Below are 23228 nucleotides of genomic sequence, written 5' to 3'. Positions count from 1 at the left end.
GATCACCGGGTGCGGGATAGTGCGCCGAACGGGGCCCGTCGACCGTCTATGCCGGTTCGATGCGGCCGACGGGCACGAACAGGCGACCGTCCTCGTCCTCCAACGTCGCGACGCTAACACCAAATACCCGGCCCAACGTGCCGGCGGTGAGAACGTCGGCGACCGGGCCGAACGCCACGACCCGACCGTCCGCTATCAGCAGAGCGTCATCGGCGGTGCGCTGGGCCTGGACGAGGTCGTGGAGGACGATCGCCACGCCCGCCCCACCCGCCGCATAGGTACGCAGGCGCGCAAGCAGGTCGATCTGGTGCGACGGATCGAGGCTGGCGAGCGGTTCGTCGGCCAGCAGCCAACGCGGCTCCCCCGCCAGCACGCGCGCGAGCAGGACGCGGGCGCGCTCGCCGCCCGACAGTTCGGCGATCGGGCGATCCGCGAGATGCGTCGTTTCGGTGTCGTGCAGCGCGCGTGCGATCGCCGCGTGATCGGCGGGCGACGCGCCGGCATGCGCGCCCCGGTGCGGCAGCCGACCGAGCGCCACGACGTCGCGCGCGACGATGTTCCAATGCACCGTCGCATCCTGCGGCAGATAACCGATCGCGCGCGCCCGCACCTTCGGGTCCATCGCCCGGACCTCCTGCGTGCCGAGCCTGACGCTGCCGGACGCATAGCCGACGAGCGCGGCCGCCGCCTTGACCAGCGTGCTCTTGCCAGCACCGTTGGGCCCGAGGATCGCGGTCACGCGACCAGGGCGCAGATGCGCGGATATGTCGTGCAGGACGGTGCGCTTGCCGAGCTTCACGCTCAGAACATCTACGATCAGATCCATGCGCGTCCTCGCTCCCTGAACAGCAGCCCGAGAAAGAACGGCGCGCCGATCATCGCCATCGCGACGCCCAACCGCACTTCGCCCGCGCCGGGCGCAAGCCGCACGAGGCTGTCCGCGGCCAGCACGAGCGCCGCGCCGCCCAACGCCGACGGCAGCAGCAGCGCGCCCGGCCGGTGCCCGAATAGCGGTCTCAGCAGGTGCGGCACGATCAGACCGACGAACCCGATGACGCCCGTTACCGCCACCCCCGCCCCGACGACGAGGCCGGTCCCCAGCACGACGAGGACGCGGATACGGCCCATCCGTACGCCCAACGACCGCGCCGCCGTCTCGCCGAGCGACAGCGAATCGAGCGATCGCCCGGTCGTCAGCAACAGGATCGTCCCGAGCAGCATCGGCGGCAGCGCGGAATATACGTCGGTCCACCCGCGATCGGTCAATGCACCCATCAGCCAGTCCATGACCTCCGCCACCGCATAGGGGTTCGGCGCGATCGAAATCAGGAACGCGGTGAGCGCGCCGGCAAGGCTGGTCAGCACGGTCCCGGCGAGGATGAAGGTGATCGCGCTCGACGATCGCCAGGTCAGTGCGGCGAGCAGCGCGACCGCGCCCCCTGCCCCGAGCATCGCCGCGACGAAGATGCCGGGTCCGGTGCCGACCCCGAAGACGATCGCGGCGACCGCGGCGAGCGCTGCGACCGATGATACCCCGACCACCGCCGGGTCCGCCAGCGGATTGCGCAGATAGCCTTGCAGCACCGCACCCGACAGACCGAGCGTCGCCCCCAAGGCGAGCCCGAGCACCGCACGCGGCAGACGCAGTTCGAGGATGATCCACCAGCGCGGATCGGCCGAGAACCACGCGGACGGCGGCACCGAGACTTTCCCGCAGCCGAGCGAAACACCGAACAGCGCGATCACGAGCAGGCCGAGCGCGAGCAGTTTCAGCGTGCGAGTCACCGCCGCGCATCCCCGCTCGTACCCAATTCCACCACCCCGGCGAAGGCCGGGGCCCAATTGGGAGACGATCGTGACTGCGCACAGCGCTCCGTTACTTCGGCCATTCCAATTGGGCCCCGGCCTTCTCCGGGGTGGTAGACGTAGGCCATCACAGCCCCGCCCTTATCGCAGCCAGCCGCTTGAGCGCCGGCGGAATCGTCGGGCCGCCGCAATTGATCAGCACACGCGGAAACACCGCTTGCGGCGTCGTCGGCAACAGCCGGTGCCGTAGTGCCGCCCCCCGCCCGACCCGCTCCGAGGCGATGACGACATCGGGCGGCTGCGTGACGATCGTCTCCGCCGACAGTGTGCCGGTATGCGTCAGGCCGTAGCGCACCGCCGCATTGCGCAACCCGACGCGGGTCATCATGTCGGTCAGCAACGTACCGTCGCCAGTCGCCAGATCGCCGGTGATATAGAGCAGGGCGCTCGGCGGATTGGCGCTGTGCCGCGTCCATCTGGCGACGGCACGATCGATATCGGCATTGATCCGCTTGCCACCCGACGGCGCGCCGACCGCATCGGCGATCTGCGTCACCTGCGCCTGGCTCTCCGCGATCGAATCGGGAATGCCGAGCAGCAACGTCTTCAACCCGGCGCGCGCATACGCCGCCTGCGTCGCCGCGGGCGTGTAGGTGCTGGCGATGACGAGATCGGGGTGCAGCGCGATCACTTCCTCCGCGGTGCCGGCGGTCGCGCGAAACCGCCGCGCGACCTCCAGCGGGATCGAGGTCCCCCCCGGATCCTGCGAATAATGACTGATCGCCGCGATCCGTGATGCGGGCACGATCCGCACCAGCACCGCATCGACGCACGGATTGGTCGAGACGATCCCCCCGCCGCCGCGTCCGCCCGGCGGCACGGAGCAGCCCCCAAGCGTCGACGCGACCAGCAGCGCAAGGAGGATCGCCGCGCGGTTCACTTCAGACGCAACCGCACGCCGCCATAGGCCGCCCGACCATAGGTGCCGTAGCCGGCGATGGTCTGGTACGACGCGTCGGTGATGTTATCGACGCGGCCATAGACGGCGAACCGCTCGCCGATCGGAAACTCCGCCCGGACGCCGCCGAGCGCATAGCCATCGAGCCGCACCGCATTGGCGGAGTCGTCGAAACTGTCGCCGACCATCGTCACTGTACCGCCGATCGACAGCCCGAACGCGAATCGGTAATCCGCGTTGACGCTCGCGGTCTGCTCGGGTCGCCGCGCGAGGGTCTTGCCGAAATCGTCGCCGACCGACCGGTTTTCGGTGTGGATATAGCTGTAGTTCGCGGTCAGCGTCAGCGCATCGACCGGGCGCAGCGCCAGCGTGAACTCGGCGCCGTCGGCCTCGGCACGCGCGACGTTGTCGTACACGCCGAACGGACGATTGGCGCAGATCGAATTGGGCGTCGTCAGCTCGGTCGGGCTGCAATCGCGGAAGTCGATCTGGTTGCGCGAGCGGCGATTGAAATAGGTAACGCCGACGCGGGCACGATTACCGAGAAACGCCTGTTCGACGCCGACGTCGAAATTGCGCGCGGTCTCGGGATCGAGACCGCGGTTCCCGTAGTCGGAGAACAGCTGGTACAAGGTCGGTGCCTTGAAGCCCTCGCCGTAGCTCGCGCGGAGCGTCGTGCCGGTCCGCAACGCCAGTGCGGCATTGGCACCGAACGTCGTGTGGTTGCCGAAATCGTCGTGATCGTCGTTGCGGACGCCGCCGGTCAGCGTGAGGATGTCGATCGGCTTGACGATCAGCTGGCCATAGACGCTGGTGATGCCCGTGTCGGCAGAGCTGAAGCCGTCGTTATACCGGCTGTTCTCGCGCTCGACGCCCGCGACGACGCGAACCTGGTCGAGCGGGCGGAAGTCGCCCTGATATTCGTAGCGTTCGCTGCGGCCGCGACCGATGAAGCTCGGGTCCGTGCCGAAGGTCGGATCGTAATTGTCGCGGTTGATGTCGGCGATCGTGAACGCCACGCGGTTGTTGAACCGGCCATCGGCGAAGTTCGCATGAAGCCCGGCATAGCCATAGATCTCCTGCGTCTTCGAATATTCGGGGTCGTCCGCCAGGACGAAAGCGGGTGCCGGAAACCCGTCGATGTCGACCTTGCTGTCCGCATAATAGCCGCGCAGGTCGAGGCCGATCCCCGGCGCGAACTCGACGCCCAGCCGCCCGGCCGCGCCATATTGGCGATAGCCGTCGCGCTCGGTGCCGCTCGCCGCCGACGAGATGCCATCGGTCCTGAGGTAACCGCCGGTCAGCGAGCCCGAGACCGGCCCCTTCGCGCCCGACACGCCCGCACTCGCGAACACGCTGTCGGCATAGCCATATTCGGCATTGGCGCGAGCCTGCACGCCTTCGGTCGGCGTCGCGGTGATGATGTTGACGACGCCGCCGATCGCCTGGCTGCCCCACGGCACCGAATTGGGCCCGCGCAACACTTCGATCCGCTCGACCGAGCTCGACAACAGGTTGGCGAAGTTGAAACCGCCACCGGTCGACGACGGATCATTGACGCGGACGCCGTCGATCACGACCAAGGTCTGGTCGGATTCGGCGCCGCGGATCCGCACGCCGGTCAGCGCGCCGACCGAGCCGTTGCGCGTGACGGTGACGCCCGGTGTGGTCGCGAGCAGGTCGGATACCACCGTGGTCTGGCGGCGCTCGATCTCGGCGCGGTCGATCACCGTCACCGCCTGACCGACTTCGCTCGCCGGCTGCGCGACGCGGGCGGCGGTGACCACCAGTTCGGGCGTATCGCCATCGGGAATCGATTGTGCGTAGGCGGGCGACGCGATCGCCGCCGCCGCGCTCAGAAGTAGGAATGTTTTCGTCATCGGGCACGTCCTGAACAGAACCGCCTGCGACCATTCGCAGAGCGGCCAGACGTCTCTCGCTCGAGGATGCCCCATGGGGGCCTCTCGTCCGCGCCGGACACCCGCCCGCGCAGTGGATCGACCGTGAGAGGCAGGTCTCCTGGCTTCCGGGTCTTCGCACCCACCCCGCCTTCCCAGGCTGTCACCCAGTGGCCTATTCGGGGTGGCCGCTATCCGGTCACAGTTGCGGGTACAGCGCCGGTCTTGCGGCTCTGGTCATGACGACCTTCCCGCGCACCGACTTCCCTTTTGATCCCGTCGCCGGGAACCCTTCACGTCACCGCCATTAGTCGCAGCCCAGACACGGGTCAACGCAGGCCATAGCGGAGCCCGACCCAGATCGTCCGCGGCGTCGCGCGCTCGACGATGTTGGCGCCGCTGATCCCCGCCTCGACCCGCTCGTTCACCATATTTTCGGCGCGCAACTCGGCCACCAGCGACCGCAGGATCGGCAGTGCCGCATAGCCGTCGAGCGTGGTCGCGGGCGCGAGCACCCGCGTATTCTGGTCGTCGTCGAACTGCCGGCCGATATGGCGCACCGTCAGCGACAGCGCGGCGGCATCGCGGCGCCAGTCGACCGTTCCCGACACCGCGTCGCGCGGCGTCTGCGCCGGCCGCAATCCGTCGAGCGCCGCGGTGATCCCCGATCCCTCGACGGTCGAATTCGTATGCGACCACGACGCCTGCACGCCGAACGGGCCGGGACGATACGCCGCATCGAGTTCGAACCCGTGCGCGCGGATCGCATCGAGATTTTGGCGGACGCGGTAGGTCGTCACGCCGGGCAACACCTGCGCCGGGCTGGTGGTCGTGACGTTGGCGATCGCATCCTTGAGCCGGTTGTAGAAATAGGTTGCGGCGACGCTGACACCGGCAATGGGCGTCAGCGTGACACCGCCCTCGACCCCGGTCAGCCGCTCGGGCGACAGGAGCGCATTCGCGGCGGTGGCGTCGTTGCCGACGCGGAACGGGCGATACAGTTCGTTGAGCGTCGGCAACCGCCACCCGCGATACCCCGCGGCGCGCAACGTGATCGCGTCAGCGGGCTGGTAGGCGATACCCACGCGGCCGGTCGTCTCGCTGTCGTCGCGATCGGCATAGCGCTGGTTGGTAAGCGCAGGTCCGACGGCGAGCGGCCGTTCGGACAGATAGCCGCCGTCGATCGACCACCAATCGACGCGTCCGCCCAGGCTGAAGGTCACGTCGCCCGCGACCAGGCTGCCGTCCGCGAAGACGCCCGTCGTCGTCGTGCTCCCGCCCGCCTCGCGGCGCCGCGTCGGGACCGCCGCGACGAAGGTGTAGAGTTCCTGCGTCTTGCCGCTGACGTCGCGCAGGTCCGCACCCAGCCGCAGCGTGATGCTCTCGCCCAGCGGCGGCAGGATCTCGATCCGCCCGCCCAGCCCGGTGGCAGGCGTATTATACTGGTCGAGCGACTGTATCGCGGTCGTGCGCGTAGCATTGATGCTGTTGAAGCTGCTCGCGAACGCGCGCGTCTGGAGATAGGCGAGCGCTGAATAGCCCCAGTCGCCGCGCCCGATGAGCCGGATGCTCGCATCGGCGCCCTCGCTTGTATTATCGGTGAAATCGGACCCACGATCGCGCCGGTCGGTGAAGGCGCTGGCGTTCATCTGCAACTCGGTCTTCGCGCCGATCCCGACGACGGTTCTGATCGCGCCCGATGCCTGTTCGTACGGCGCAGGCCGATCGACGATCCCGCGACTGTCGGCCACCGTCGGCGTGAAACCGTCGCCGCGCGCATACGCGCCCGACAGCGTCGCGAACCCGCCCTCACGGACCAACGCCGCCGAACCCTGCGCATCGACCGAGTCCCGGCTGCCATAGGCGACACTGCCCTGGAACGGCGTCAGGTCGCCAGGCGTCGCGCTTTCAAGTTCGACCGTGCCGGCCAGCGCCCCCGGCCCCTGATAGCCACTGCCGCCGCCGCGCGTCACGCGGATGCGCCCCAGCCGCCCGGTCGCATAGGCGGGAAACGCGACCCACCCGCCGAACGGATCCGCCTGCGGTACGCCGTCGAGGATCAGCAACGCGCGGCTCGACGCATTGCCGCCGATTCCGCGGAGCGAAATGCCCTGGCTGGTCGGGTTGGCGCTGCGCGAATCGGAGCGGCGGAACTGCTGCAGACCGGCGACATCGGCGAGCACGCTCTCCAGCCGGTTGCTGGCATTGGCGTCGATCCGGTCGCGCTCGATCGTGACGATGTCGTAGGCGCGATCGCCCGGTGCCGGCGCCAGCCCGCGCCCGGTCACGACGATATCGGGTGCAGGTTCGGGGGTCGATTGCGCGATGGCAGCGCCGGACGACAGGAGGACGCAAACGAGTGCAGAGATCGGGAGGCGAATCATCGCCGGCGCATGGCAGCTTTACCCCGTGTCTGGAAAGCGGGCAGACCGGCCCGATCGCCGTTCAGCTATCGGTGCGCAGGCGATAGCCGACCCCCAATTCATTGGCGATCACGCTGCCGACCGGATCCGGCGCCTCGAGTTTCTGGCGCAGGTTGCGGATCACGATGCGGAGATATTCGATCCGCGGATCCTCGTCGCCACCCCATGCTGCGGCGATGATCTTGTCGTGCGTGACGACCCGCCCGCTGTGCCGCGCCAGCACCGCAAGCACCTCGTGCTCCTTGCGCGTCAGGTGCAGTTCCTCGCCGTCGCGCGTGACGACGCGGCGATCGAGATCGATCGTCAGGCCACCCTTCCGCACGAGCTTGGGCGCGGTGTCGGCGGTGGCCCGATGCCGCAGCGCGACGCGCAACCGTGCGAGCAGCTCGTCGCTGTCGAACGGCTTGGTGACGAAATCGTCCGCACCGAGATCGAGCGCGGCGACCTTCTCGTCGGTCGCGTCGCGCGCGGACACCACCAGGATCACCGCATCGCCATCGCGTCGCAGCACCGGGATCAGGCTCAGGCCATCGCGGTCGGGCAATCCCAGGTCGAGCAGGATCGCGCTCGGGTGCTCGGCCGCCGCGCAGGTGATCGCACTGCGCGCATCGACCGCTTCGACCACCGCATAGCCGGCGCGCTCCAGCGTGTTGCGGAGCAGGCGGCGGATCGAGATTTCGTCGTCGACGACCAGGATCTTGGCAGGCATCAGATCGCGCTTTCGGGTGCGACGTTGCGCACGATGAGAGGGGACGGGAACACCAGCGTGAACGCGGCGCCGGGCTCGTCGACGCGATTGCCGGCTTCGACCATCATCCCCATCGCCTCGGCGAAGGCCTTGACGATGGCAAGCCCCAACCCGGTCCCGACGATCTCGCGGTCCGATCCTTCGAGCCGCCGGAACGTCTCGAACACCTCGGCCTCGCGGCCCGCGGGCAGGCCCGCACCGTGGTCGAGCACCGCCAGCCTGAGTTCGCCGTAGCGATGCCGCCCCTCGACGACGATCTCGGTACCGGGATCGCCGTAGCGCCCGGCATTGTCGAGCAGGTTGAGCAGGCAGTGATGCAGTAGCTGCGGATCGACCCGGACCAGCGGCAGGTCGGGCGGCACGTCGAGCCGGACGGCATGTCCCTCCAGCGCCCGGCGCGCGTCGTGCGCGGCACCGGCGACCGCATCGCTGAGATCGGTCGCCTCGATGTTGAGCTTGAGCGCCCCCGCCTCGACCCGCGCCATGTCGAGCAGATTGGCGACGAACCGGTTGAGCCGTGCCGCCTCGGTCTTGATCGTCGCGATCAGGTCGGGAGTGGCGCCGTGGTCGAGTTCGTTCGCCGCGGCGATCACCGCGGTCAGCGGCGTGCGCAGGTCGTGGCTGACCGACGAGAGCAGCGCCGCGCGCAGCCGATCGCGCGTCCGCACCGCATCGACATCGCGCATCTCGGTCTCCAGCCGCAGCCGTTCGAGCACCAGCGCGGACTGATCGACCAGACTGGTGAGCAGCGGCAGCTGATCGGCACGAACCGGATCGCCGCTGTTCTCGCGCGCGATTCCGAGCACCGCGAGCGTCCGCCCGCCCGCCTTGACCGGCTGGAACAGCCATTCGGACGCGGCCAGCGTCGCCGACCCCTTGCCCGCCGCCGCGCCGGCATCGAACGCCCAGTTCGCGGCGGCCAGATCCATCGTGTCGAGCCGGTAATCCGCGGTGCTCGCGGCCTGCACGGTCAGCCCGGCGCCCGTCGTCGGGGCGAGCAGCACCGACTGCACCGCGAACACCTGCGCGACGTCGTCGCAGATCATCCGCGCGGCGACCGCCGGATCGTTGATCGCACTCAGTTGTCGCAGGAACCCCGCCAGCGTCGCGTTGGTCTGTGCGCTCGCCGCGGCGAGGTCGGCCTGCGCCCGCACCCGCGAGGTGAGCTGGCTGGTCGCGATCGCTACGCCGAGCAGGACGAAGATCGAGATCAGGTTTTCGGGATTGCTGATGCTCAGCGTGCCGACCGGCGGCAGAAAGAAGAAGTTGTAGGCGAGGCTCGACGCGATTCCGGCGAACAGCCCGGTGCGCAACCCGAACAGGCTGGCCGCCGCCATCACCGGCAGCAGGTACAACAGCGCGACGTTGCCGAGATCGAGGATATGGAACAACGCGCTGGCGACCGTCGTGATCGCCGCGACCAGCGCGAGCGTGATGGCATAGCCGGTCGGCGAGCCCCAGCCCGCCTTCGACCGCCGCCATGCCAGCGCCGACGTCCTGGTTTCGGTTTCCATCGGCAGGACGTGGACGGTCACGCCGCTCGTACCGCGGATCAACCGGTCGACGATCGATCCGTGGATGAATTCGAACGCACGCGAGCGGCGCGACTTGCCGACGACGAGCTGCGTCGCGCGCGCGTGGATCAGGAAGCCCTGGATACCCTCGACCACCGACGCGGCCGGCACCGTCGCGACCGCCGCCCCGAGCTGCGTCGCCAGCGTCATGGCGGCAGCGACGCGCTGATGCTGGACATCGGTGAAGTGCGCGGTGCGCGGCGTTTCGATGAACAACGCCGTCCACGGCCCGTGCAACCCGTCCGCGACCCGCTTGGCCGCGCGGACCAAGCCGTCGACGCCTGGCAGTTCGTTGATCGCGACGACGATCCGGTCGGTGCCCGCCCATGTCCCGCCGATGCCGATCGCGCGGACATGATCGAGCATCTGCGCGTCGACCGCCTGCGCGGCGCGGCGCAACGCGAGTTCGCGCAACGCCGACAGGTTGGATTTGGAGAAGAAATGGCTGAGCGCACGGGTCGCTTCGTGCGGCAGGTAGACCTTACCCGCCTTGAGCCGCTCGATAAGCTCGTCGGGCGGGATATCGACGACCTCGATCTCGGCGAGTTCGAGGATCCGGTCGGGCACCGTCTCGCGCACCCGGACCCGCGTGAAACTGGCGACGATGTCGTTGAGGCTCTCGACGTGCTGGATGTTGATCGTCGAGTAGACGTCGATCCCCGCCGCCAGCAGTTCCTCGACATCCTGATAGCGTTTGGGATGGCGGCTGCCGGGGGCATTGGTATGCGCGAGTTCGTCGACGAGCGCGAGCCGCGGCGCACGCGCCAGGATCGCGTCGATGTCCATTTCCGCCAGGACGCGCCCTTCATAGGCGACGTCGCGACGCGGGACGATTTCCTGTCCGCGGGTCAGCCGTTCGGTTTCGACCCGGCCGTGTGTCTCGACGATGCCGATGACGACATCGACACCGTCGCGCCGCCGTGCCGCGCCTTCGGACAGCATCTCGAAGGTCTTGCCGACCCCCGGTGCCGCGCCGAGGAAGATCTTGAGCTTCCCCCTTCCCTCCTGCTCGGCCTGACGCAGGAGGGCATCCGGATCCGGACGATTGTCGCTGTTGCCCGGATCGCTGACCGGCATCAGCGCGGCAGGGCGTCCAGCGCGCGGTTCATAGCCAGCACGTTGACGTGCGGTTCGCCCAGGATTGACGTCTCGGTCGCGGTGGCGACGATCGTCCTCACCCGGTCGACCGGGATGCCGCGGACCCGCGCGATGCGCGGTGCCTGGACGGCGGCGGCGGCCGGCGACAGATCGGGATCGAGCCCCGATCCGCTCGCGGTGACGAGGTCGGCGGGCAGCGGCCCGGTCACCCCTTCGGCACGGCGCTTGGCGATGTCGGGCGTCACCCGGTCGACCAGCGCGTGCGAGGCGGGGCCGAAATTGGACCCCGACGACGCCAGCCCGTCATAGCCCTTGCCCGCGGCGGACGGGCGCGTCTGGAAATATTTGTCCCCGACGAACGCCTGACCGACCACCGTCGAGCCGACCACCTGGCCGTTCTGCGTCACCAGACTGCCGTTCGCCTGCGACGGAAACACGGCCTGACCGATCCCCGTCATCGCCAGCGGGTACGCCAGCCCGAGAAGTGCCGCGAACAGGATCGTCATGACGATCGCGGGTCGCAGTGCGGAGGTGAGATCCTTGCCCATATTATTGTCCTTATGCGAGGCCGAGGCCACCGACCACAAGGTCGATGATCTTGATGCCGACGAACGGCGCGATCAGCCCGCCCAGTCCGTAGATTGCGAGGTTGCGCGCGAGCAGCGGGCCCGCCCCCATCGGCGTGTATTTCACGCCGCGCAGCGCGAGCGGCACGAGGCACGGGATGATCACCGCGTTGAAGATGATCGCCGACAGGATCGCGCTTTCGGGCGACCCCAGCCGCATCACGTTGAGCACGCCGAGCCCCGGATACAGCACGACGAACATCGCCGGGATGATCGCGAAGTATTTCGCCACGTCGTTGGCGACCGAGAAGGTCGTCAGCGCGCCGCGCGTCATCAGCAGCTGCTTGCCGAGGCCGACGACCTCGATCAGCTTGGTCGGATCGCTGTCCAGATCGACCATGTTGCCCGCCTCGCGCGCCGCCTGCGTGCCGGTGTTCATCGCCACGCCGACATCGGCCTGTGCCAGTGCGGGTGCGTCGTTGGTGCCGTCGCCGCACATCGCGACGAGCTTGCCGCCCTGCTGTTCCTGGCGGATCAGCGCCAGCTTGTCCTCGGGCGAGGCCTGCGCGAGGAAGTCGTCGACCCCCGCCTCGGCCGCGATCGCCGCCGCGGTCAGCGGGTTGTCGCCGGTGATCATCACCGTGCGGATGCCCATCGTCCGCAGCTCGCCGAAGCGTTCGCGGATCCCTGCCTTGACGACGTCCTTCAGGAAGATCGCACCGAGCAACCGGCCGTTCTTCGCGACCGCCAGCGGTGTCCCGCCGGCACGCGCGATCTCGTCGGTGATGCGGCGCAGTTCGGTCGCCGCCGCGGTCTGGCCGACCCCTGGATTGGCCTTCAGGATCGAGTCGACCGCGCCCTTCTGGACTAGCATGTCCGCGGTCCGTACGCCCGAGATCCGCGTCTGCGCGGTGAACGGGATCACTTCCGCGCCATCGGGCAACACGCTCGTCGTGACGCCGAACCGCTCGCGTGCCAGCACGACGATCGAACGGCCCTCGGGCGTCTCGTCCGCGAGGCTGGCGATCAGCGCGGCTTCCGCCATCTCGGCATCGCTCGCGCCGCCGACCGCGCGGAACTCGCTCGCCTGGCGGTCGCCGATCGTGATCGTGCCAGTCTTGTCGAGCAGCAGGACATCGATGTCGCCCGCCGCCTCGACCGCACGACCCGACTTGGCCAGCACGTTGAACCGAACCAGACGGTCCATGCCCGCGATGCCGATCGCCGACAGCAGCGCGGCGATCGTCGTCGGGATCAGCGTGATCAGCAACGCCGCGAGCATCGCGACCGGGATCGAGCCACCCGCATAGCTGGTGAAGCCGGGGATCGTGCCGACCGCGATCAGGAAGATGATCGTCAGGCCGACCAGCAGCAGAGTCAGCGCGATCTCGTTCGGCGTCTTCTGCCGCTCGGCGCCTTCGACCAGCGCGATCATGCGGTCGAGAAAGCCCTTGCCCGGTTCGACCGTCACCTTGACGCGGATCTCGTCGGAGATGACTCGCGTCCCCGCGGTCACCGCCGAGCGATCGCCGCCCGCCTCGCGGATCACCGGCGCGCTCTCGCCGGTGATCGCCGCCTCGTTGACCGACGCGACACCCGACACGACCTCGCCGTCGGACGGGATCAGGTCGTTGGTCTCGACCAGCACCACGTCGCCGACCTTCAGCGCGCTGGCGGGCACGCTCTCATGCTCGCGACCGTCGCCCTTCAGGCGCTTGGCAACGAGGTCCGCCTTGGTGGCACGCAGCGAGGCCGCCTGCGCCTTGCCGCGTCCTTCGGCGAGCGCTTCGGCGAAGGTGCCGAACAGCACCGTCAGCCAGAGCCAGATGACGAGCTGCAGCTTGAAGCCGATGCTCAGGCTGTCATGGCCGACGACCAGCAGCACGGTCATCAGCGCGGCGACGACCGCGGTGACGAACATCACCGGGTTGCGGATCAGCTCCTTCGGGTTGAGTTTGACGAACGACGCCGTGATCGCCGGCACCACCAGATCGGCGGTGAACAGGCTCTTGCTCTGCGAACGGCTTTGCGAATTCTGGGCCATGATGGCGCCCCCGTCAGGACAAAGTGCCGCGGATCATCGCGAGATGATCGGCGATGGGACCGAGCGCGAGGCTCGGCAGGAAGGTCAGGCCGCCCAGGATCAGCACGATGCCGACGAGCAGGCCGACCCACAGGCCGCCGGTCGTCGGGAACGAACCCGCGCTTTCCGGCGTGTATTTCTTCGCGGCCAGGCTGCCGGCGATCGCCAGCATGGGCACGATGATGAAGAACCGGCCGACCCACATCGCAACGCCTAGCAGACCGTTGTAATAGGGCGTGTTGGCGCTCAGCCCGGCGAACGCCGACCCGTTGTTGCCGACCGCGCTGGTGAAGGCATAGAGGATCTCCGAGAAGCCGTGCGGCCCCTTGTTGAGCGGCCCCGCCAGCCCCTGCGCCAGCACCGACGACAGCGCGGTGAGCCCGAGGATCATCAACGGCAGCACCGCGATCGCCAGCACCGCGAGTTTGACCTCGCGGGACTCGATCTTCTTGCCGACATATTCGGGCGTACGACCGACCATCAGCCCGGCGACGAACACCGCCAGGATCGCGAACAGCAGGAAGCCGTAGATGCCGGCGCCGACGCCGCCGATCACGACCTCGCCCAGCTGGATGTTGAACAGCGGGATCATCCCGCCGAGCGCCGTGAAGCTGTCGTGCATCGAATTGACCGCGCCGCACGAGGCCGCGGTGGTGACGACCGAGAACAATGCGGACGCGGCGATCCCGAAGCGGACCTCCTTGCCCTCCATGTTGCCGCCCGCGACGCCGAGATGATGCAGCACAGGGTTGCCGGCGGCTTCCTGCCAATAGGTCACGGTGACGCCGGCGAGGAACAGGATCACCATCGCCGACAGGATCGCCCAGCCCTGCTTGGTGTTGCCGACCGCCTTGCCGAACGTCCAGGTCAGGCCGAAGCCGATCAGGAAGATCGACAGCATCTGGATCAGGTTGACGAGTGCGGTCGGGTTCTCGAACGGATGCGCCGAGTTCGCGTTGAAGAAGCCGCCACCATTGGTGCCGAGCATCTTGATCGCTTCCTGGCTGGCGACGGGCCCGATCGCGAGGACCTGCTTGACGCCTTCGAGCGTGGTCACGTTGACGGTCGCGGCCAGCGTCTGCGGCACGCCGCTGGCGATCAGGAACACCGTATAGACGACGCACAACGGCAGCAGCAGATACAGCGTGATGCGCGTCATATCGGCCCAGAAATTGCCGATCGCCTTCGATTCACGCCGCGCGAACCCGCGGAACAGCGCGAACGCCAGCGCAATGCCGGTCGCCGCACTCAGGAAATTGTGGATCGTCAGCCCGAGCATCTGGCTGAGGTTCGACATCGTCGACTCACCCGAATAGCTCTGCCAGTTGGTGTTGGTGGTGAAGCTCACCGCGGTGTTGAACGCCAGGTTCGGCGACAGCCCGGCGAGCCCCTGCGGGTTACCCGGCAGCACACCTTGCAGACGCAGCACCGCATAGGTGAACGCCATCAACGCGACGTTGAACACGAGCATGTGCAGCGCGTACCGCCGCCAGCCCTGCTCGGCCTGCGGATCGACCCCGGCGAGTTTGTAGAAACCGCGCTCGACGGGTCCGAGGACGACGTGGAGCGGGGTGCGGCGGCCTTCGTACAGCGCGAACAGCCACAGGCCGACCGGTTTGGTCAGCGCGAGGAGGATGGCGACGAAGCCGAGGATCAGGAACCAGCCCTGGAATGTCATGATGCCGCCTCCTTCAGAAGCGTTCGGGGCGGATCAGGACCGCCACCAGGTAGATGAGCAGGCCAAGTGCGGTCAGTGCCGCGAGCCAGAGATCGAGAGTCATCGCATCCCCCTCATGCGTTGTCGCACAGGCGGGCATAAGCAAGCGTAGCCGCCACCAGCCCGACCATGACGAGGATCCAGAACAGGTCTTCCATCGGTTGATCCTTGTTAGTTGGCGGCGTCAGAAAGCGGCGGTGAGCGAAGCGACGACGGTGCCGCCGGCGATCGTGCCGGTACCGTCCTGCCCCTTGCTGAAGCTGGGCTGCAGATAGGCGGAGTCGCGGCGAGAGATGTCGGTGTCGACGTACGACACGTTGAACGTCAGGGTGCGCCAGGTCGTGTCGGCACCCAGCGACCAGTCCCAATAGTTGCCGGTCGGGGTGACTGCGGTCGCGTTCGGACCAAGGCCGTCCTGCCCCCAGCTATGCCCGATATGCGCCTTGGCGGTGATCGGCGTGCCCGTGATCGCGAACGCGCCGTCGCCCGACAGATAGAGGTTGTCGTCCTTCGCGCCCGGCCGGGTGTAGACGCCCGCGGCCGCGTCGGCGCCGGTCGCGTACCATTTGCCGATCGCCTGCTGCTTGGGCGCATAGGCGACCGCCGCGGTCAGCGTCGCCGGACCGGTGGTGCCGCTCAGCTTGACATAGGGCTCGGCGAAGTCGGTCTTGTTGGCGCCGCCCGGGTACATGTACCACGTCAGCCCGGTATCGAGCGTGGCGCCATTGCCCAGCTTGGCCTTGTAGCCGCCGATCAGGTCGAGCTCCATGTTCGCGCCGCCGAACGTGCCCCAGCCGGCGAGATTCGACGCCCAGGTGCCGACGTAGAAGCCGCTCTCGTGCGCGATCGTCAGACCGCCCTGCACCGCCATCTGGCGGTCGGATTGCGACACGCCGCGAAACCGATAGTCCGACGCGATCGCGACCGATCCGCTGACGGTGATTGCCGACGGCGGCGCGGCCGGGTTGGCTGCAGCCGGGGCCGCCGGGGTCGTGTCGTCGGGCGCCGACTGTGCTTGCGCTGCCGCCGGGATCGCCAGTGCCGGAACCGCCAGCAAAACCCCTGCGACCGCCGAATATAAACGCTTCATCACTACACCCCAACCGAAGACGCCCCGCGAATGATGCGCGGAAGCCGTGGAGCCTGGCGATTAGGCGCAGGACGCGTAGCAATTCGAGAGCGATTGCCCCCTTTCGCATATAGCTGGCGTATAGTTGGCGTCCGGACGCGCGATTATGCCGGGGATCAGCCGATCGCGTCGATGATGGGCGCCGAGGCCAATCCCGCCAGACGCAAAAAAGCCCTGGTAACTCATCGAGCTACCAGGGCTTTCTATGGTGGGCGTGGCAAGGATTGAACTTGCGACCCCTGCGATGTCAACACAGTGCTCTACCACTGAGCTACACGCCCGCCGGACGGCTCCACTAGCCGCGGTTATCGCGGCGTGCAAGCGTTCAATGCATGCCCGTCGCATTATCCATCTCGAACAGCCGATCGACCTCGGCGACGAGATCGCGCAGATGGAACGGCTTCGACAGGACGCGGGCGTTCGGCATCGCCCGCCCGGCCTTCAGCGTGACCGCCGCGAAGCCGGTGATGAACATCACGCGCAGGTCCGCGCACATCTCCCCCGCCTTCTGCGCAAGCTCGATCCCGTCCATCTCGGGCATGACGATATCGGTCAGCAACAGGTCGAACGTCTCGGTTTCAAGCAGCGGGATGGCCGCGGTGCCGCGGTCTACCGCGGTCACGGCATAGCCCGACCGTTCGAGCGCACGCGTCAGATATTCACGCATGACCTGATCGTCTTCGGCCAGCAGGATTCGCAACATCGATCTAAAGTCCCGTTTTCGCACAGCATCGTTGCAGCCGACCTAGCCGCAAAGCGGTTAAGATTTCCAGATCGATTGCCCGCATCGCGCGGTCGCCCTAGCGTGGATCGATGCCATCCGCCCCGTTTACCTCGCTCCCGTTCGAACGCTTCGGCACGACGCCCCCGTCGAGCCCGGTGGTGATCTCCGTGCCGCATGCGGGCCGCGACTATCCGCTCGCGCTGAAGACCGCGTTGCGCGTGCCGTTGGCCGGGCTGCTGCCGCTGGAGGATCGGCTCGTCGATGCGGTCGCCAAGGCGGCACGCACGCACCAGACCACGATCGTCCAGACGCGCGCGCGCGCGTGGATCGATCTGAACCGCCGCGAAGACGAACGCGATCCGCTGATCGACGAGGGGGCGACGACGACTCCGCTGGCGCAGCAATCCGCCAAGCTGCGCAGCGGCCTAGGCCTCGTCCCCCGCAGGACATCGGCTGCCGGCGATCTCTGGGCGCGGCGGTTCACCGATGCCGAGATCACCACGCGGATCGTCGAGGATCATCGCCCGTATCACGACGCGGTCGGCGCCGCGCTCCAGGCGGCGCGCGCACGGTTCGGGATCGCGGTGCTGCTCGACGTGCATTCGATGCCGCCACTCGCGCCCGGCGGTCCCCGCATCGTGATTGGCGACCGCTTCGGCCATGCGGCGGACGGTCGGTTCGTCGAAGTCGTCGAAGCGGCCTGCGTAGGACACGGCTTTTCGGTCGCGCGCAACGCGCCGTATGCGGGCGGGCATATCCTCGAACGGCACGCCGCGCCCGGCACCGGAATTCACGCGATCCAGCTGGAGCTCGACCGCACGCTATATCTCGATCGCAAGCACCATGCGCCGGGCGCCGGTTTCGCCCGCGTCGTCGACCTCGTCCGCGTCATGCTGGACGCACTGGCGGAAGAAGCCCGCCTCGCGCCGCTAGCCTTCGCCGCGGAATAGCCCCCTCAGTCGGTCATCGCGCCCAGCAGATCGGCGATCTTCGCGCCGCGCTCGACCGGATCGGCGATCGTCTCGCGCGCGATCCACCGCCCGGTCTTCTCGACCAGCTCCTCCAGCGGTTTCGCTGCGTGTCGATCATGCGGGGTGAACGCGATCGCCGCCGGCCCTGCATCGATCCGCTGGATACCAGCCTGCCGCGCGAGCATCCGAATTCGGGCGACGTGCAGCAGGCGCTGCGCCGGATCGGGCATCGCGCCGAAGCGGTCGTCGAGTTCCGCCTCGAACCGATCGAGCGTCGCCACATCGGCGATCCGCGCGAGCCGCCCGTACAGTGCCAGCCGGACCTCCTCCTCGGGGATCCAGTCCTCGGGCAGGCTGCCGCCCAGTTCGAGATGCAGTTCGGGCACCCAGTCGTCGATCGGCTCCCCGCCGTCCTGATCGATCCGCGCCTGCTGCAACGCCCGCGCGAACAGATGCTGATACAGATCGATGCCGATCAGTTTCATGTGCCCGGCCTGCGCCTCGCCGACCAGATCGCCCGCGCCGCGCAGATCGAGATCGCGCGCGCTGATCGCGAACCCCGCCCCCAGCCGGTCGAACGCCTGGAGCGTGTTCAGCCGCTTCAGGGTCGCCGGCGCGATCGTCGCATCGCCATCGGTCAACAGCATCACCTGACCGCGCCGCCCGCCGCGACCGACCCGCCCGCGCAACTGGTGGAGCTGCGACAGGCCGAAACGATCGGCGTGATGGACGATCATCGTGTTCGCGCGCGGCACGTCGAGCCCCGCCTCGATGATGTTGGTCGCGAGCAGCACATCGCCATCGCCCGCGGCAAACGCGACCATCGCCTCGTCGATCTCGGCCGCGGGCATCTTGCCATGCGCCTGCACCAGCCCGAGTTCGGGTACGAGCTTGGCGAGCCTGGCCGCGAGCGGCGCCATATCCTCGATCCGGGGCACCACGACGAAACTCTGGCCGCCCCGCGCGCGTTCGCGCCGCAACGCTGCACGGACGACGCTGTCGTCGAAGCTGGAGACCGCGGTGCGGATCGGCTGGCGACGTGCCGGCGGGGTCGCGATGATCGACAGGCCCTGCAGACCGACCATCGCCGATTGCAGCGTGCGCGGGATCGGCGTCGCGCTCAGCGTCAGGACATGCCCGGCGCCTAAATCATGGAGCTTGGCCTTGTCCGCGGTCCCGAACCGCTGTTCCTCGTCGATCACCACCAGCGCGAGATCGCGGTAGGTCACGCCCTTGCCGGCGATCGCACCGGTCCCGATCACGACGCCGATCGATCCGTCGGCCAGGCCTGCACGGACGCGCGCCTTGTCCGCGCTGCTCGACAGCCGCGACAGGCCGGCGACGACGATCCCGGTGCCCTCGAACCGCTTGGTGAACGTCTCGATATGCTGGCGGACCAGCACCGTCGTCGGCGCGGCGATAGCGACCTGCCGCCCGGCGAGCGCGACGGCGGCGGCCGCGCGCAAGGCGACCTCCGTCTTGCCGTAGCCGACATCGCCGATCACCAGCCGGTCCATCGGCTTCCCGCTCGCGAGATCGGACAGTGTCGTCGCGATCGCCCGCGCCTGATCGGGCGTCTCGGTAAAGGCGAACCCGGCAGCGAAGCGCTCATACGCCGCCCGGTCCGGCTCGATCGGATCGGTCGTCCGCGCATCGCGTTCGGCGGCCAGCGTGGCCAGATCGCGCGCGCTCTCGGCGATCGTCGCGTCGATCGCCCCGCGGCGCTTCTGCCACGACGCGCCGTCGAGCGTATCGAGCGTCACCGCGTCCTCGTCGGCACCATAGCGCCAGATCCGGTCGGCCTCCGCGACCGGCACGAGCCGGCGTCCGCCCTTGGCATATTCGAGAACGATCGCATCGCCGTCGCTGTCTGAAAGCGCCTGCAACCCGCGGACGATCCCGATCCCGAACGTCTCGTGGACGACGACGTCGCCACACCGCAGCTCGCTCGACAGGATCGATTGCGCAACACGACCGTCGGACATCTCATGGCTGCCGGCCCGCCCGCCGAGCAGATCGGCGGCCGCGACGACGGTAATCCCGCCGACGACGAACCCGCGATCGATCGGCGCGTCGAGCAGCAGCGCGTGTCCCGGCTTGGCGGCGAGCACACCGGCCCACTCGTCGACCGGCTCGAACGCGGTCTTGGCGGCGCGCTCCAGCCGAGGCCGCAGGAACCGCAGGTCGCGCGACGACCCGGCGATCACCAGCCGTCCGTCAGCGAGCACATCCTTGGCAAACCGGGCAAAGGCGCGGGTCGGATCGCGACGCTCGATGAAGCGCGGCGGCAGGTCGTCGGCGATCCGAAACGCGGTCGTCTCGCGCTCGGCCATCGCCGCAGCCCAGGCCTTGTCGAGGACCAGTTCGGCAGCCGCCTTGCGCCGCGGCAGACCATCGGCGGCGACCGCAAGAAAACGCTCGCGACGACGTCCGGAATCGGGATCGAGCGCAACCGCCGCGCCGGGCAGATGCGCGAGGATCGTCGCGCCCTGTTCGACGGCGGGCTCGGTCGCGCGACCGATCTCGATCGCATCCAGGTCGCCCTGGCTCAACTGCGAGACGGGATCGTAGCGGCGCAGCGATGTGATCCTGCCATCGGCGAATTCCACGCGAACGGGCAGGTCGCGATCGACCGGGAAGATGTCGACGACACCGCCGCGCACCGCGATCTCGCCGGGTTCGTCGACGCGATCGTCGATGACATAGCCGATCTCCGCGGTGGTCGCGGCGAACGCATCGAGATCAATCGTATCGCCGGGCGCGAGCCTCGGCGGGACGACGTCGAACATCGCAGGCGCCGGATAGCGCACCGCGCTGGCCTCCGCGGTCGTCACCAGCAGGATCGATGCGCGCCCCGCTTCGACGCCGGCGCGCAACCGCCGCAACGCCGCCACGCGCAGACCGACATTGGCCGGTGAGGCGGGGGCGTCATCGCCGGGCAGCGCGTCGCTCGACGGCAGATGGACCACCAGCGCGGCCGGCGAAAGCGCAGCGACGATCGCGGCGATCTCGGTCGCGCGCCGATCGTCGGACGCGATGTAGACGAGGTTAGCGTCCGCCAATCGCTCGGCGATCGCGGTTGCCAGTGGCGCCACCGCGATCGCCTCCATCGCGATGCCGTATTCCTGCTCGATCTGCGGACTGACCTGAAGCACCGATACGCATCCTTATCCTCGGCCCTTGCCGGGCTCGCATAAGGACAGAACGTGGGGCCTATCGGCGCGTTCCTGACCGCTTATCGTCGATCAAGGCATTTGTATCCTGCGTTACTTGGCGCGCGGAAATCGATCTTCCGCGCGCAATTACCAGGCGAACGCAGGAACGATCGTACGGCGGCCGACCAGGAAGGCATCCGCGACGAGCCGCAGCGGCGTGACGTCCACCGCACTCGACCGGGTCCGCACCAGCTCGGCGAACTTGCCGTACAATCGCGCATATTCGGCATCGGGCGCTTTGCTGACGTCGCCGTCCACCTCGAGCACCGATCCGCCCATCCGCAACGTCAGTCGACCGCCATCGGTATCGACGACGAGGTCCCATTGCTGCGGTCCTTCGTGGAGGAAATCAAACGTCGCAGTCACCGGCACACGCGCCCCCGCCGCCCCGTCGCACGACAGGCGCAGATCGGCAGCGAGCGGCGACATCCGCCCCTCGGGCACGTGCATCTCGGCATCGTCGACCGTCCAGCCGCCGGGCAGGATCTCGGTCGCGATCGACAGTGCGTTGATCCCCGGATCGAACACGCCGAACCCGCCAGCCTCCAGGATCCAGTCCTGGCCAGGATGCCAGCGGCGGATATCCTCGCGCCAGTCGATCGTGACCCGCTCGACCCGCCGTCCTTCGAGCCATTGGCGCGCCGGCGCGACGCCCGCCGCCTCGCGCGAGTGCCAGGTCGCGAACAGCGTGCGGCTCGCGGCGACCGCATGCGCCTCGATCCGGGCGACCTCCGACAGCGTCGCGGCGGGCGGCTTTTCCATCATCACATCGAGCCCGGCATCGATCGCCGCCATCGCGATCTCGGCGCGACCCACCGGCGGCGTGCAGAGCGACACCGCGTCGAGGTCATGCCCTGCCGCCACCAGTTCGGCGATATCGCGGTAGTTCGCGACGCCGTCGACCACCGCGTTGCGACTGACCGCCGCGACCAGTTCGAACCGGGGATCCTGCGCGATCGCCGGCAGATGCTGATCACGCGCGATCTTGCCGACCCCGACGATGGCGAGGCGGATCGGCTTCGGGGACGACGGGTCAACAGCCATGCAGGAATCCTCTAAGATTTGTCTTACTTTTCATAGGGGGCAGGAGGTCGGCGATCAACGGTAACCCGCATCGCTCCGTCTTGCGAAACGTCACGCCTTGGTGAAACGCTTTCACCAAGGTTTTCGCCAGTACGGACCGACATGCAGCGCGTTGGGCGCGCCGTCCTAACACTTTGTCACCTCGAACTGGCTCGACGCGTATTCCCGTCAAACATGTAACCGTCATTCCCGCGGAGGCGGGAACCCATACTGGCAAGCCTCGCGATAGAATCGCGACCGTTTGAGCTTATGGATCCCCGCCTCCGCGGGGATGACGGAGCATGGGATGTCGGAGAGGTATACCTGTCGACGAGTTCCGGGGTCCGTTCCATACGCCAAATCTCATGGATTTCGCAGCACCGCGAATGCCGGGTTCAGCCTCTCCCAAGCAAACCCGAATGGTCCGGCATGGCAAAGAAAAAGCGGAGTTGGCGGTTAAAACCGAACGTCGATACGCCTCAGTCCTCGCCGATCAGCACCAGCACGTCGCCGATGATCCGCGTCATCGCCACTCTCGCCGCCGCAGGATCGCGCGCGATGATCGCGTCGGCCACCGCGGCATGGTCGGCAATGTTCGCCGACCGCCCCTTGATGCGGTTGGTAAAGCGGATCGACGTGCGTAGCGCGGTCGACACCACCGACTGGAACTGCGCGTAGAACGGGTTCTTCGACGCGCGCAGGATCGCGACATGGAACGCGATATCGGCCTCCAGCGGATCGGTCAGCCCCGCTTCGCCCGCCTCCATCTGCGTCAGCCCGCCGCGGATCGCCTGCAGGTCCGCCGCGTCGCCGAACCGGGCCGCCAGCGCCGCCGCCTCGGGTTCGATCGCGACGCGCAACTGGTTGAAGTGCCGCAGCAGTTCGACCGAAAATTTGCGCTCCAGCGTCCAGCGCAGCACGTCGGTATCGAACAGGTTCCAGGCGCTGGCCGGCTGCACCACCGTCCCCTGCCGCGGCCGCGCGCTCACCAGACCCTTGGCGGTCAGCATCTTGACCGCCTCGCGCGTGACAGAGCGACTGACCCCGTGCGTCTTGGCGATCTCCGCCTCGGTCGGGAACGGCCGCGTCTCGTAACGCCCGGTCACGATCGCCCGCCCCAGCGTATCAAGCATGCCGTGGGTGAGGTTGCGACCCGCGACGGCGCCGGGCGGAAATGTCTCGCTGTCTGTCATGTCGGTAGCCATCGCCCGGGTTCTGACGCAACATGCCCCTGCTGTCACGTTTCCAGGCTCCTT

Annotated in this window: 17 protein-coding genes, 1 tRNA gene and 1 riboswitch; of the genes, 1 reads left to right on the top strand and 17 read right to left on the bottom strand. The window is 68.1% G+C overall.

Annotated elements, in window-relative coordinates; translation table 11 throughout:
* Window positions 1-46: 46 nt before the first annotated feature.
* From ASG20_RS16355 to cpdR, 14 genes are all read right to left on the bottom strand, one after another.
* Window positions 47-826, bottom strand: coding sequence for an ABC transporter ATP-binding protein (locus ASG20_RS16355; RefSeq protein ID WP_056055279.1), 780 nt, complete (start codon window positions 824-826; stop codon window positions 47-49).
* Complete coding sequence (locus tag ASG20_RS16350) at window positions 817-1785, bottom strand: FecCD family ABC transporter permease (RefSeq protein ID WP_056055276.1); 969 nt, start codon at window positions 1783-1785, stop codon at window positions 817-819. Before ASG20_RS16350 ends, ASG20_RS16355 begins: the two co-directional genes overlap by 10 nt.
* Window positions 1786-1933: 148 nt before the next feature.
* Window positions 1934-2746 carry an ABC transporter substrate-binding protein gene (locus tag ASG20_RS16345; protein ID WP_056055274.1) on the bottom strand — a complete coding sequence of 271 codons (813 nt, stop codon included), beginning with the start codon at window positions 2744-2746 and terminating at the stop codon, window positions 1934-1936.
* Window positions 2743-4644: a TonB-dependent receptor plug domain-containing protein gene (locus ASG20_RS16340; RefSeq protein ID WP_056055271.1), complete on the bottom strand. Its 1902-nt coding sequence runs from the start codon at window positions 4642-4644 to the stop codon at window positions 2743-2745. The genes ASG20_RS16345 and ASG20_RS16340 overlap by 4 nt, the downstream gene beginning before the upstream one ends.
* 112 nt (window positions 4645-4756) lie before the next feature.
* Window positions 4757-4971, bottom strand: a riboswitch (cobalamin riboswitch).
* A 20-nt stretch (window positions 4972-4991) separates the two neighbouring features.
* Complete coding sequence (locus tag ASG20_RS16335) at window positions 4992-7046, bottom strand: TonB-dependent receptor (protein ID WP_056055268.1); 2055 nt, start codon at window positions 7044-7046, stop codon at window positions 4992-4994.
* A gap of 61 nt (window positions 7047-7107) precedes the next feature.
* Window positions 7108-7794: a response regulator transcription factor gene (locus ASG20_RS16330; protein WP_056055265.1), complete on the bottom strand. Its 687-nt coding sequence runs from the start codon at window positions 7792-7794 to the stop codon at window positions 7108-7110.
* On the bottom strand, window positions 7794-10484 hold the full coding sequence (locus ASG20_RS16325; protein WP_056055262.1) for a sensor histidine kinase: 2691 nt from the start codon (window positions 10482-10484) through the stop codon (window positions 7794-7796). The genes ASG20_RS16330 and ASG20_RS16325 overlap by 1 nt, the downstream gene beginning before the upstream one ends.
* Window positions 10484-11053, bottom strand: a complete 570-nt coding sequence (kdpC, locus tag ASG20_RS16320; protein ID WP_056055258.1) for a potassium-transporting ATPase subunit KdpC — start codon at window positions 11051-11053, stop codon at window positions 10484-10486. Before kdpC ends, ASG20_RS16325 begins: the two co-directional genes overlap by 1 nt.
* A 10-nt stretch (window positions 11054-11063) precedes the next feature.
* Window positions 11064-13115, bottom strand: a complete 2052-nt coding sequence (kdpB, locus tag ASG20_RS16315) for a potassium-transporting ATPase subunit KdpB (RefSeq protein ID WP_056055255.1) — start codon at window positions 13113-13115, stop codon at window positions 11064-11066.
* Between the two features lie 13 nt (window positions 13116-13128).
* Window positions 13129-14832 (bottom strand): potassium-transporting ATPase subunit KdpA, encoded by a 1704-nt coding sequence (gene kdpA / locus ASG20_RS16310; protein ID WP_056055252.1) that lies wholly within the window; start codon window positions 14830-14832, stop codon window positions 13129-13131.
* 13 nt (window positions 14833-14845) lie between these two features.
* Complete coding sequence (gene kdpF, locus ASG20_RS16305) at window positions 14846-14935, bottom strand: K(+)-transporting ATPase subunit F (protein WP_022685962.1); 90 nt, start codon at window positions 14933-14935, stop codon at window positions 14846-14848.
* A 120-nt stretch (window positions 14936-15055) separates the two neighbouring features.
* On the bottom strand, window positions 15056-15961 hold the full coding sequence (locus tag ASG20_RS16300; protein WP_082471025.1) for a TorF family putative porin: 906 nt from the start codon (window positions 15959-15961) through the stop codon (window positions 15056-15058).
* Window positions 15962-16206: 245 nt separating this feature from the next.
* A tRNA-Val gene (locus ASG20_RS16295) sits at window positions 16207-16281 on the bottom strand.
* Window positions 16282-16325: 44 nt separating this feature from the next.
* Entirely contained in the window at window positions 16326-16703 is a 378-nt protein-coding gene (gene cpdR / locus ASG20_RS16290) for a cell cycle two-component system response regulator CpdR (protein ID WP_056055250.1), read from the bottom strand.
* Between the two features lie 110 nt (window positions 16704-16813).
* Here cpdR and ASG20_RS16285 point away from each other — a divergent pair, with 110 nt between their 5' ends.
* Window positions 16814-17674 (top strand): N-formylglutamate amidohydrolase, encoded by an 861-nt coding sequence (locus ASG20_RS16285; protein ID WP_056055249.1) that lies wholly within the window; start codon window positions 16814-16816, stop codon window positions 17672-17674.
* Window positions 17675-17679: 5 nt separating this feature from the next.
* On the opposite strand, the gene ASG20_RS16280 is transcribed toward ASG20_RS16285, so the two are convergent.
* The 3 genes from ASG20_RS16280 to ASG20_RS16270 all read right to left on the bottom strand — a co-directional run bounded on the left by ASG20_RS16280 (window position 17680) and on the right by ASG20_RS16270 (window position 23165).
* The gene (locus ASG20_RS16280; RefSeq protein ID WP_082471056.1) at window positions 17680-20805 is read right to left on the bottom strand and encodes a TRCF domain-containing protein; all 3126 of its coding nucleotides are present in this window, start codon (window positions 20803-20805) and stop codon (window positions 17680-17682) included.
* 192 nt (window positions 20806-20997) lie between these two features.
* Window positions 20998-21954 carry a Gfo/Idh/MocA family protein gene (locus ASG20_RS16275; protein ID WP_056055247.1) on the bottom strand — a complete coding sequence of 319 codons (957 nt, stop codon included), beginning with the start codon at window positions 21952-21954 and terminating at the stop codon, window positions 20998-21000.
* A gap of 497 nt (window positions 21955-22451) precedes the next feature.
* Entirely contained in the window at window positions 22452-23165 is a 714-nt protein-coding gene (locus ASG20_RS16270; RefSeq protein ID WP_156364394.1) for a FadR/GntR family transcriptional regulator, read from the bottom strand.
* Window positions 23166-23228: the final 63 nt, after the last annotated feature.

The sequence above is a fragment of the Sphingomonas sp. Leaf198 genome (genome assembly GCF_001424005.1).
In the GTDB taxonomy this organism is placed as follows: Bacteria; Pseudomonadota; Alphaproteobacteria; order Sphingomonadales; family Sphingomonadaceae; genus Sphingomonas.
This window is presented reverse-complemented; position numbering and strand designations above follow the sequence as displayed.